Origin of the sequence: Stenotrophomonas sp. G106K1 (assembly GCF_037969685.1) — a bacterium.
Taxonomy (GTDB): domain Bacteria; phylum Pseudomonadota; class Gammaproteobacteria; order Xanthomonadales; family Xanthomonadaceae; genus Stenotrophomonas; species Stenotrophomonas lactitubi.
In genome coordinates, this window is sequence record NZ_JBBPFR010000011.1 from 106,477 (window position 1) to 118,110 (window position 11,634).

An 11,634-nucleotide genomic window follows, 5' to 3' on the forward strand; every position below is an offset into this window, starting at 1 on the left:
ACTCCCTGTTGCGACCTGGCTACAGACTAGCGCAGGCATGTGACATCTGCGTGGGTATTTAACGGAGGTGCCAACGAGGGTTGGCGTTTACCCGAGCAAGAGGGTGCCGTTGATGCTGTAGAGCCGAGCCTATGCTCGGCTGCTCTACCGAGGGCCCCCGGAGCCGAGCATGGGCTCGGCTCTACAAAGGGCAGTGCCAACCAACGGTTGGCACCCACCGCACCTGCACCTTTAGAAGATATCGAACGCGGCGGCGTCGGCCTGCGGGGTGCTCTGCAGGTTGAGGTCGTAGTCGGTCAGGCGGTCCATATCTTCCACCTTCACCCATTCCACCGCGCCGTTGAGGGTGGCCTGGACCATGCCGCTCGGCGGTTCGTTCTGCGCGATCGGGGTGTCCTTCAGCGCGGTGCGCATGTAGTCGATCCAGATCGGCAGGGCCGCCTTGCCACCGTATTCGCGGTAGCCCAGCGAGCGGAAGTCGTCGCGGCCCACCCACACGGTGGTCACGTACGGGCCGCCGAAGCCGGAGAACCAGGCATCGCGGTGGTCGTTGGTCGAGCCGGTCTTGCCGCCCACGTCCTCGCGGCCGAGCACCTTGGCCTGTGCGCCGGTGCCGCGCTGGACCACGTCGCGCATCATCGACACCAGCTGGTACGCGGTGCGGGCGTCGATCGCACGCGGTGCCGTACGCGCGTCCGGGTTGACCGGTGCGGCCGGCGTTTCGGTCTTGGCTTCCGGCTTGGCGGCGGCGGTGGCGTCAACCTTGGGGGCCGGAGCGCCGAAGTTGAAGCCGTCCACCACCTGGTTCACCGGCTGGTCGCTGCTGCCTGCGCAGTCGCGGCAGGCCATCGCCGGGTTCTCCTTGAACACCAGGTTGCCATCGCGGTCGTTGACCTGGTCGATCAGCCAGGTGTCCACGCGCGAGCCGCCATTGGCGAACACGGCATAGCCGCGAGCGACCGACAGCGGCGTCAGCGAGGCGGTACCCAGCGACATCGACAGGTTCGGCGGCAGCTCGGATTCGGCAAAGCCGAACTGGCTGATGTACTTGCGCGCGTAGTCCACGCCCATGCCATCAAGCAGGCGCACCGAGACCAGGTTGCGTGACTGCACCAGCGCTTCACGCAGGCGCATCGGGCCACGGAAGCCACCACCGTCGTTCTGCGGCGCCCAGGTCTTGCCGCGGCGGTCGCGGAACACGACCGGTGCGTCGAGCACGATCGAGGCCGGGTTGTAACCCTTGTCGAAGGCGGCCGCATAGACGAACGGCTTGAAGCTCGAACCCGGCTGGCGACGGGCCTGGGTGGCACGGTTGAACTTGTTGCCGGAGAAGCTGAAGCCACCGACCAGGGCCTTCAGTGCGCCGCTGTGGGCGTCCAGCGAGACCAGCGCGGACTGGCCGCGCGGCAGCTGGTCGAGCAGCCACTCGCCTTCCTTGGCACCGGCGCGCACGCGCACGATGTCGCCGCGCTGTACCAGCTTGGCCGGGCTCTTGTTGGCCCACTTGGCGGCACCGGCCGGCAGCACGATCTCGCTGCGGTTGGCCAGCACCACGGTGGCGCTGCCGTCGGCGCCGGTGCTGGCGACGATGGCCGGCAGCAGGCCGGCCTGGCCGAACATGCCGCGCAGGTGTTCGGCCAGTGCAGCGGCGTCATCGCCGGCACCCAGCTGTACCTGCTTCTCCACGCCGTGCCAGCCGTGGCGATGGTCGTACAGCAGCAGGCCGTCGCGCACCGACAGGTTGGCCGCGGTCTGCAGGGTAGAGTCGATCGTGGTGGTGACGTGGTAACCCTTGTTGACCACGTCGCCGCCGAAGCGGGCGATCATTTCCTGGCGCACCAGCTCGGCCACGTACGGGGCATCGACCTGCACCGGTGGCTCGTGCGCGGTGGCGTGCATCGGCACGGCCTTGGCCGCGTCGGCCTCGGCCTGGCTGACGAACTTCAGGTCGGCCATGCGCTGCAGCACATAGTTGTCACGGCGCTGGCGGGCGCGCTCCGGGTTGGAGATCGGGTTGCCCGAGGACGGGAATTTGGGGATGCCGGCCAGCGAGGCCATCTCGTCCAGGTCCAGCTCGTTCAGTTTCTTGCCGTAGTAGAACTCGGCGGCGGCGGCCACGCCGTAGGCGCGGTTGCCGAAGAAACTCTTGTTCAGGTACAGCTCGAAGATCTCGTCCTTGCTCAGCTCGGACTCGATCTTGCGCGCCAGCAGGATCTCGGCCAGCTTGCGGGTATAGCTGTACTCGGAGCTGAGGAAGAACTGGCGGGCCACCTGCTGGGTGATGGTGGAGCCACCGGGCACGCGCTTGTCGTTGGTGGTGGCCAGCAGCCACACCGCGCGACCGATGCCCTTGTAGTCCACGCCGCCGTGCTCGTAGAAGCGGGCATCCTCGGTGGCCAGGAACGCCTGCTTCAGCTTCTCCGGCACGTCCTTCATGGTGATGGGGGTACGCCGGGTCTCACCGAACACCGCCATCAGCTTGCCGTCGGCAGCGTAGACGTACATCGGCTCCTGCATTTCCACATCGCGCAGGGTCTGCACGTCGGGAAGCTTGGAAGAAACGGCGTAGTACAGGCCGCCAACGGCGGCCGCTCCGACCAGCGCCAGGACCAGGACAACAAGGAAGATCCAGCGCAGCCAGCGGCGGAGACGGGTCATCGGTGTCAGATTCCGATTGCGAATTTCGTGGTCGCAGAGTATAGATTACGCAAGGTGGCGGCTGGGGCCGGCACTGGGGAGTGCAAGGGGACGCCAGGGGCTGCGTGTTCATCCTGTGAGGGATGTCACAGCAGGGCGGTTGCCATTTGCTAAGAATACGTTATTAATGCGCGGACGCAGCTCTTGCGTCCAAGTGCCCGTCGGCAGGGGAGAAACCGTGGGGCTCATCCCAAAAAGTCAGTCGCCGCTCATTGGCGTCGACATCAGTTCGACTGCGGTAAAGCTGTTGCAGCTTTCCCGCAGCGGCAACCGTTTCCGTGTGGAACATTACGCCGTGGAACCGCTGCCGCCGAATGCGGTGGTGGAGAAGAACATCGTCGAAGTGGAGGCCGTGGGAGAGGCCATCCGCCGGGCGATGAACCGTTCCGGCAGCAAGGCCAAGCTGGCCGCTGCGGCCGTGGCCGGCTCGGCGGTGATCACCAAGGTGATCCCGATGCCGGCCGACCTGGACGAGAACGACATGGAAGCCCAGATCGAGCTGGAAGCGGTCAACTACATTCCGTATCCGATCGAGGAAGTGAACCTGGACTTCGAGGTGATCGGGGCGATCCCGAACAACCCGGAAATGGTCCAGGTGCTGCTGGCTGCCTCGCGTTCGGAAAACGTTGAACTGCGCCAGTCCGCGCTGGAACTGGGCGGCCTGCAGGCCAAGGTGATGGACGTGGAGGCCTTCGCGGTCGAGAACGCCTTCGCCCTGGTGGCCAGCGAGCTGCCGGTTTCGGCCGAGGGCGTGGTTGCGCTGGTCGACATCGGCGCCACCATGACCACCCTCAACGTACTGCGCGGTGGCCGCAGCCTGTACAGCCGCGAACAGGTGTTCGGTGGCAAGCAGCTGACCGATGAGATCATGCGCCGCTATGGCCTGAGCTACGAGGAAGCTGGTCTGGCCAAGCGCCAGGGCGGGCTGCCGGAAAGCTACGAGATGGAAGTGCTGGAGCCGTTCAAGGAAGCCACGGTCCAGCAGATCAGCCGCCTGCTGCAGTTCTTCTACGCGGGCAGTGAATTCAACCGGGTCGACCACATCGTGCTGGCTGGCGGCTGTGCTGCCCTTGCAGGCCTGCCGGAGATGGTCGAGGAACAGCTGGGCGTGCCGACCGTGGTCGCCAACCCGCTGGCACAGATGACCCTGGGGCCGAAGGTGCAGGCGCACGCGCTGGCCCAGGACGCCCCCGCGCTGATGATCGCGACCGGTCTGGCGCTGAGGAGCTTTGACTGATGGCACGCATCAATCTATTGCCCTGGCGCGCCGAACGGCGCAAGCAACGCCAGCGCGAGTTCGGCATCATGCTGGGTATGGCCGCCCTTGGTGGCCTGCTGCTGTCGCTGTTGATCTGGTTCTACTACGACATGCAGGTCAGCGGGCAGAGCGATCGCAATGCCTACCTGCAGACCGAGATCGACAAGGTCAAGGAGCAGAACAAGGAAATCGACCGCCTTGACGAGCAGAAGAATCGATTGCTGGCCCGCAAGGCCGTGATCGAGCAGCTGCAGGCCAAGCGCTCGCAGATGGTCCACCTGTTCGATGCGCTGGTCCGCACCATCCCCGATGGCGTGGTGCTCACCGCCCTGCAGCAGGAAGGCGACGTGTTGACCCTGGAAGGCCGCACCCAGTCCAACGCCCGTGTCTCGGCCTACATGCGCAACCTGGAAGTCTCTGGCTGGATGACCAATCCGGAGCTGGCGATCATCGAGGCGCGTGAGCCGGACAAGGACAAGGAAGGGCGCGCGACCGGCCCGGTGGCTGACATCAAGGCGTTGCCGTACGTGTTCAAGGTCAAGGTCAAGCTGCCCGCGCAGAGCGAGGAAGCAGCGAGCACTCCAGGCCTGAACCCTGATGGCAGCGTGGCCGGCACCGCGCCGGTGGTACCGGCCGTCGCACCGCTCAGCGCAGGGCCCGACGCGGTAGCGCCGGCTGCTGCCGCACCGGCGCCGGGATCGACGCCGGCACCGGCAGCCACGCCTGCAACTCCTCCGGCACAGGCCCCAGCACCGGCGGCAGCACCCGCACCCAAGCCTGAGGGTAGCCGCCTGGCGCAGCCGCCGCAGGCCTTCCACGCCCCGCTGCAGGGGGATCGCGCATGAGCAAGAAAGTCGACATCAAGAACCTGGATTTCAACGACATCGGCAACTGGCCGCAGCAGGCCAAGATCGTCTTCTGCACGTTGCTGGCCGTGGTGATCATGTTCGTGGCGTGGATGCTGCTGATCAGTGGCAAGCGCGAGGAACTGGCCGGTCTGGAGTCGCGGGAAACCGAGCTGCGTGCCGAGTTCACCAAGGAACAGGAACGCGCGGTCAACCTGGAACCGTTGAAGCAGCAGCTGTCACAGATGGAGCAGGTCCTGCAGCAGATGCTGCGGCAGCTGCCGAGCAAGACCGAGATGCCTGACCTGATCATCGACATTTCGCAGACCGCGCTGTCCAGCGGCCTGGCCAACGAGCTGTTTGAACCCGAACAGGAGCAGATCAAGGAGTTCTACGCCGAGAAGCCGATCAAGCTGCGGATGGTGGGTAGTTACCATCAATTCGGCGCCTTCGTCAGCGGCGTGGCCTCGTTGCCGCGGGTGGTGATCCTGACCATGCACGACATCAACCTCAAGCCCAAGGACAAGACCGGCGGCAACATCCGTGCCGGTGCGCTGGAACTGTCCGGTACGGTCAAGACCTACCGTTACCTGGATGAGGCCGAGGTCGAGGAACAGCAGAAGGCTGAAGCGGGCAAGGAGGCGAAGAAGTGATCCGTTCCTTCATTGCACGTGGTGGGATGGCGTTGACGGTGCTGCTGCTGGCCGCCTGCGGCCGCGGCGTGACCAGCACGCCGGGTGATGCACCCAACCTGGAAAAGTGGGTCGAAAGCGAGCGTGCGCGACCGGCGCAGCCGCTGGAGCCGCTGCCGGTGATGCAGCAGTTCGAGACCTTCGAGTATTCCGCGCAGGGCATGCGCGATCCGTTCACCGATGCCTGGACCAACCCGCAGCAGGGGAATGGGGGACTGCGGCCAGATCCGAACCGGCGCAAGGAGCCGATGGAAGGCTTCCCGCTGGACGCGCTGGACATGGTCGGCACCATCGGAACAGGCGCCGGCACCGTGGCGCTGGTGATGGGGCCGGACAAGGTGACCTACCGGGTGCGTCCCGGCGGTTACCTGGGGCAGAGCGACGGGCGGGTCACCGCGGTCTTCGAAGACCGCGTGGAGCTGATCGAACTGGTGCCGGATGGCGCGGGTGGCTGGCTGGAACGTCCAGCAACGCTCGCGCTGGAAGATCAATGATCGTTTACTGGGGATAGCACGATGACCTTTCACCAAGCCAAGGGGCTGCGTCCCATCCGGCGCTCTACCTTGAACCGCATCAGCGCGCTGGGAGTCGCGTTGATGCTGGCCTGCGCTCCGGCGCTGGCCGCCGCACCGTCGGAAAAGCCGACCGGCACTGCGCTGGCGGCGACGCCGGCCGCTGCGCCGGCAGGCCTTTCGGTCGCACGCATCGACTTCAAGCGTGGCGATGACGGCGCGGGCCGCCTGATCCTGCAGTTCGACGGCCAGGGCGCCATGCCTGACCTGCGCAGCCAGGGCAACAGCGTGGTTGTCGATGTCGGCAACGCACGCCTGCCGGCCAATCTGCAGAAGCCGATGAACGTCACCGACTTCGCCACCCCGGTGCAGCGCATCGACGCCAAGCCGTCCGGGGCCGGCACCCAACTGGTGCTGAGCACCGGCGGTCCGGTCGAGTCATTGGCCTACCAGAGTGGCAACGAGTATGTGGTGGAGATCAGCCCGCGGCAGGCCCAGGCCGCCGTTGGTGCCGTCACTGCCGGCAGCGTAACCCAGGCCGCCAAGGGCGTGCCGCAGCGCGGCTACGCCGGCAAGCCGGTGACCTTCAACTTCCAGGACGTGCCCGTGCGCACCGTGCTGCAGTTGATTGCCGAAGAGTCGAATCTGAACGTGGTGGCCTCTGATTCGGTGCAGGGCAATGTGACCCTGCGCCTGGTCAACGTGCCGTGGGACCAGGCGCTGGATATCGTGCTGCGTGCCAAGGGCCTGGACAAACGCCGTGACGGCAGCGTGGTGTGGGTTGCGCCGCAGTCCGAGCTGGCCAAGTTCGAGCAGGAGAAGGAAGACGCGCGCATCGCGATCGAGAACCGCGAAGATCTGATGACCGACTACGTCCAGATCAACTATCACAGCGCCACACAGATCTTCAAAGCACTGACCGAGGCCAAGGGCATCGGCGGTTCCGGCGGTGGCGGTGGCGGTGGTCAGGGTGGCAGCGGGTCGGCGTCGCAGGAAGACAGTGGTTTCCTGTCCGCGCGTGGCCGCATCGTCGCGGATGAACGCACCAACACGCTGATGATCAGCGACATCCCGAAGAAGATCGCGCGGATGCGCGAGCTGATCAACGTGATCGACCGCCCGGTCGACCAGGTGCTGATCGAGAGCCGCATCGTCATTGCCACCGATACGTTCGCCCGCGAACTGGGTGCCAAGTTCGGTGTCAGCGGCAGCCGCGACAACGTGTACTTCAGCGGCAACCTGGACGCCAACGCCAAGACCCGCCAGTCGCAGGTGGACGCCGACAACACCAACGCCAAAGCCGAGCGCGACTGGATCGCCGGTGGCCGCGTGGGCCCGCCGCCGGTGTCGGTGGGTTCGGCCATCACCCGCGGCCTGAACTGGAACCTGCCAGTGGCAGCGGCCAGTAATCCGGGCTCGCTGGCATTGTCGATCCTTAACGCGGGCTACCTGCTGGACGTCGAACTGTCGGCCATGCAGGAAGAATCGCGCGGCGAAGTGATCTCCAATCCGCGCGTGGTCACCACCAATCAGCGTGAAGCGTTGATCAAGCAGGGCAAGGAAATCGGCTATGTCACCATCAGTGGTGGCGGTGCCGGCGGTGCAGCTACCCCGAACGTGCAGTTCAAGGAAGTGGTGCTGGAGCTGAAGGTCACCCCGACGATCACCAACGACAACCGCGTGTTCCTCAACATGGCGGTGAAGAAGGATGAGGTCGAAAGCTACATCGTGCTGGAAGGCTACGGCCAGGTGCCCAACATCAACCGCCGCGAGGTCAATACCGCCGTGCTGGTGGAAGATGGGCAGACCGTGGTGATCGGTGGCGTGTATGAGTTCACCGACCGCAACAGTGTCAGCAAGGTGCCGTTCCTGGGCGATGTGCCCTTCCTCGGCAACCTGTTCAAGAAGCGCGGTCGCAACAAGGACAAGGCCGAACTGCTGGTGTTCGTGACCCCGAAGGTCCTGCGCGTGGCGCGCCAGAACTGAGACGTTGCACCTGTTGCATCCGACCGGGGCCGCCACGTGCGGCCCCGCGTCGTTTGCGCCAGTAAATCCACGCCATGCGTGGATGGGCGAGTAGATCCACGCCATTCGTGGATGGGCGAGTAGATCCACGCCATGCGTGGAGGCTGTTCAGCCGTTCTTGATGCCAGCAGCCGGACGGCCTGCGATGATGTGGGGAACCCGAGCCATCCTGCGCCGGTCAAAGGCCCCCATGAACCTGCCTCCGCCGATGCCCGAATCCATTTCTCCGCCGCCTGCCCCCGTCACCTCGCGCCTGCATGCGGCTTTCAGCGACCTGCGCGATGCACTGTCGGCCGAGATCGTCGGCCAGGCAGCGCTGGTCGAACGCCTGCTGATCGCCTTGCTGGCCGATGGCCACCTGCTGGTGGAAGGTGCGCCTGGCCTGGCCAAGACTACGGCCATCCGAGCGTTGGCGGCGCGGCTGGAAGCAGACTTCGCACGGGTGCAGTTCACGCCGGACCTGCTGCCTTCGGACCTGACCGGCACCGAGATCTGGCGTCCGCAGGAGGGGCGTTTCGAGTTCGTGCCGGGGCCGATCTTCCATCCGATCCTGCTGGCCGATGAGATCAACCGCGCGCCCGCCAAAGTGCAGTCCGCGCTGCTGGAAGCCATGGGCGAACGCCAGGTCACCGTCGGCCGCCACACCTATGCGCTGCCGTCGCTGTTCCTGGTGATGGCCACGCAGAACCCGATCGAGCAGGAAGGCACGTTCCCGCTGCCGGAAGCACAGCTGGATCGCTTCCTGATGCACGTACGCATCGGTTATCCCGACCAGGCGGCCGAGTCGGAAATCCTGCGGTTGGCCCGCGAGCGTGCCCGTGGTGCGCTTGGCGAGGCCACAGCGGCGCCGGAAAAACTGCCGATGCAGGATGTCTTCGATGCGCGCCGCGAGGTGCTGGAGCTGCACATGGCCCCCGCACTGGAGCGCTATCTGATCGAGCTGGTACTGGCCTCGCGCGACCCTTCGCGCTACGACGCCTCGCTGGCGCGCCGCATCGCCTGGGGCGCCAGCCCCCGCGGCTCCATCGCACTGGAACGGTGCGCACGGGCGCGGGCGTGGTTGGCTGGGCGTGATTTCGTCACACCCGACGACGTGCGTGCTGTGGCCGCCGATGTGCTGCGCCACCGGGTCCTGCCCAGCTATGAAGCCGTCGCCGAAGGGTGGGATGGTGAGCGCCTGGTGCAGGAGCTGCTGGCCCGGGTACCGGCACCCTGAGTGCGCGCATGACCGGCACGACCAACGGACCTGCTCCGGGTACCAGCGAAGGCGATGGTCTGCGACCGCAGTTGGCCGAGCTGGTGGCATTGCGGCGCCTGGCGCAGCGTCCGCCACCGCCTCGTCGAGGGCGAGCGGGCAGCGCAGGCCAGGCACCTTCGCCGCTGCGCGGGCGCGGCATGGAATATGCAGAATCGCGCGAATACGTGGCGGGCGACGACGCGCGCCACATCGACTGGCGCGTCACTGCACGCACCGGTCGCACGCACACCAAACTGTTCCAGGCAGAACGCGAGAGGGTCACCCTGATCGTCGCCGATACGTCGCCTGCGCTGTACTTCGGTACCCGCGTGCGCTTCAAGTCGGTGCAGGCGGCGCGCGCCGGCGCCGTCGCGGCATGGTCCGCACAGCGCCGTGGCGACCGCATCGGTGCATTGCGCGGCAGTGATCGTGAAGCACCGATCGCACCGGCCGGCGGTGCGCGCGGTGTACTGCGTGTACTCGATGCACTCACGCGCTGGTACGCGCAGCCACCCGCCGATGACCTCGGCCTGGAGCGCGCGCTGGACCATGCCGGGCGGGTGCTGCGCCCCGGCGCGCGGATGCTGGTGCTGGCCGATCCGCAGCAGGCGATCCGCATTCCGCCGGCGCGCTGGAGCGCACTGGCCCAGCACCATGACCTGAGTCTGCTGCTGCTGGTCGATCCGCTGGAGCTGCAGCCGCCAGCGGCACCCCTGCAGTTTCTCGCCGCACAGCAGCGCGTCGGCCTGGACCTGCGTCGCAGCGATGTGCAGGCGCACTGGCAAGCGCATTTCGTCGAACCGCTGCAGCAGCTGCGCAGCCAGCTTGCCGCACGTCGCGTCGACGTGCAGGTGCTTTCCACCGATGCGGCCAGCGATGCCTGGTTGGCGCCGACACCGACGGAGGTGCCTGCATGAGTGCCTCCCTGCCACTGCGTGATGTGCAGTTGCCTGCCTCGCCAGCGTGGTGGCCACCAGCACCTGGCTGGCTGATGCTGATCGTACTGGTTCTGCTGTTGCTGGCAATCGTTGCTGCGCTGGCCTGGCGTCGGCGCCGCCGACGCCAACAGTGGATGCGTGTGTTCGATCAGGAGATTGCGGCAGTGAACGGCGCGCCGTCGGAACTGGCAGCCATCGCCAGCCTGCTGCGGCGTGCGGCGCGTCAGGCACGCCCCGGCAGCGAAGCACTGCGCGATGACGCGTGGTGGCAGCATGTCGATCCCAGGGGCACCCTTCCGCCCGCGCAGCGCAATCTGTTGGCCGAGGGTGCCTATCGTCCTCACGTGGATGCCGCTGCCGTGGCCGACGTGCGCGCGTGGGCGCGGGCGCGTTACCTGGCGTTGCTGCAGGAGCGCCGACGATGAGCACGCTGGCAGCTTACTGGCCGTGGCCGGATCTGCAGCTGGCGTGGCCGCTGGCACTGCTGGTACTGCCGTTGCCGATCCTGATGTACGCGTGGAAACGGCGTGCCGACCAGGGCGCGGCGCTGCGCGTGCCCTACGCCGCTGCCGAACTTGAAGTACTGGCTGGCGGTGGTCGTGTCGGCGTTTCCTGGCTGCGCAGCGGCTTGCTGTGGCTGGGCTGGCTGGCGCTGTGCGTGGCGATGGCGCGTCCGCAACAGCTGGGTGAGGCGATCACTCCGCCACAGGAAGGCCGGCAGATGATGCTGGCAATGGACGTGTCCGGCAGCATGAGCGAGCCGGACATGGTGCTCGACGCCCAGGCAGTGGAGCGCCTGACCGCTGCCAAGGCGGTGCTCGCCGATTTCCTCGACCGTCGTGCCGGTGATCGTGTCGGCCTGCTGGTGTTCGGCGATCGTGCCTACACGCTCACGCCGTTGACGGCGGATCTGTCCAGCGTGCGCGATCAACTGCGCGACAGCGTGGTCGGTCTTGCCGGGCGCGAGACGGCCATTGGTGATGCCATCGCGCTGGCGGTCAAACGTCTGCGCAACCAGCCCGAAGGGCAGCGTGTACTGATCCTGTTGACCGACGGCGTCAGCAACGCCGGTGTGCTGGAACCCCTGCGCGCCGCCGAGCTGGCGCGTGCCGAAGGCGTGCGCGTGCACACCGTGGCCTTTGGCAGCGACGGTAGTGCACGGTTCTTTGGCATTCCCGTGGCCGCCGACCGCGACCCGGTAGACGAGGCAACGCTGCGCAGGATTGCCGAGATGACCGGCGGCCGCTTCTTCCGTGCGCGTGACACCGACCAGCTGGCCGGCATCTATGCCGAACTGGACAGGCTGGAGCCGATCGCCGCGAAGGGACCGGCACTGCGTCCTCGCAACGAGCGCTATGCGTGGCCGCTGGCTGTCGCGTTGCTGCTGGGCGCGTTGGCGTGGGTATGGCCGGAGCGCCGCCGATGAGCGC

General features: G+C 66.6%; 10 protein-coding genes. 9 read left to right on the forward strand and 1 reads right to left on the reverse strand.

The genetic code is table 11. The features are described 5' to 3' along the window. Positions 1–231 precede the first annotated feature (231 nt). On the reverse strand, positions 232–2,658 hold the full coding sequence (locus tag WKB25_RS11865) for a penicillin-binding protein 1A (RefSeq protein WP_340570845.1): 2,427 nt from the start codon (positions 2,656–2,658) through the stop codon (positions 232–234). 217 nt (positions 2,659–2,875) lie between these two features. Here WKB25_RS11865 and WKB25_RS11870 point away from each other — a divergent pair, with 217 nt between their 5' ends. The 9 genes from WKB25_RS11870 (at position 2,876) to WKB25_RS11910 (ending at position 11,630) form a co-directional block, all read left to right on the forward strand. Next, positions 2,876–3,934 (forward strand): pilus assembly protein PilM, encoded by a 1,059-nt coding sequence (locus WKB25_RS11870; RefSeq protein ID WP_032951624.1) that lies wholly within the window; start codon positions 2,876–2,878, stop codon positions 3,932–3,934. Further along, positions 3,934–4,800, forward strand: coding sequence for a PilN domain-containing protein (locus tag WKB25_RS11875; protein ID WP_340570847.1), 867 nt, complete (start codon positions 3,934–3,936; stop codon positions 4,798–4,800). The genes WKB25_RS11870 and WKB25_RS11875 overlap by 1 nt, the downstream gene beginning before the upstream one ends. Continuing rightward, complete coding sequence (pilO, locus tag WKB25_RS11880; RefSeq protein ID WP_340570848.1) at positions 4,797–5,453, forward strand: type 4a pilus biogenesis protein PilO; 657 nt, start codon at positions 4,797–4,799, stop codon at positions 5,451–5,453. The genes WKB25_RS11875 and pilO overlap by 4 nt, the downstream gene beginning before the upstream one ends. Further along, positions 5,450–5,986 (forward strand): pilus assembly protein PilP, encoded by a 537-nt coding sequence (locus WKB25_RS11885; RefSeq protein WP_170919634.1) that lies wholly within the window; start codon positions 5,450–5,452, stop codon positions 5,984–5,986. The genes pilO and WKB25_RS11885 overlap by 4 nt, the downstream gene beginning before the upstream one ends. Positions 5,987–6,007: 21 nt before the next feature. Beyond that, a complete protein-coding gene (locus WKB25_RS11890; protein ID WP_340570851.1) occupies positions 6,008–7,990 on the forward strand; it encodes a type IV pilus secretin PilQ family protein in 1,983 nt (660 codons plus the stop codon). Positions 7,991–8,219: 229 nt separating this feature from the next. Beyond that, positions 8,220–9,245, forward strand: a complete 1,026-nt coding sequence (locus WKB25_RS11895; RefSeq protein ID WP_340570852.1) for a MoxR family ATPase — start codon at positions 8,220–8,222, stop codon at positions 9,243–9,245. A gap of 8 nt (positions 9,246–9,253) precedes the next feature. Beyond that, a complete protein-coding gene (locus WKB25_RS11900) occupies positions 9,254–10,183 on the forward strand; it encodes a DUF58 domain-containing protein (protein WP_340570854.1) in 930 nt (309 codons plus the stop codon). Further along, positions 10,180–10,629, forward strand: coding sequence for a DUF4381 domain-containing protein (locus WKB25_RS11905; RefSeq protein ID WP_340570856.1), 450 nt, complete (start codon positions 10,180–10,182; stop codon positions 10,627–10,629). Before WKB25_RS11900 ends, WKB25_RS11905 begins: the two co-directional genes overlap by 4 nt. Continuing rightward, the gene (locus WKB25_RS11910; RefSeq protein ID WP_340570858.1) at positions 10,626–11,630 is read left to right on the forward strand and encodes a VWA domain-containing protein; all 1,005 of its coding nucleotides are present in this window, start codon (positions 10,626–10,628) and stop codon (positions 11,628–11,630) included. The genes WKB25_RS11905 and WKB25_RS11910 overlap by 4 nt, the downstream gene beginning before the upstream one ends. Positions 11,631–11,634 lie beyond the last annotated feature (4 nt).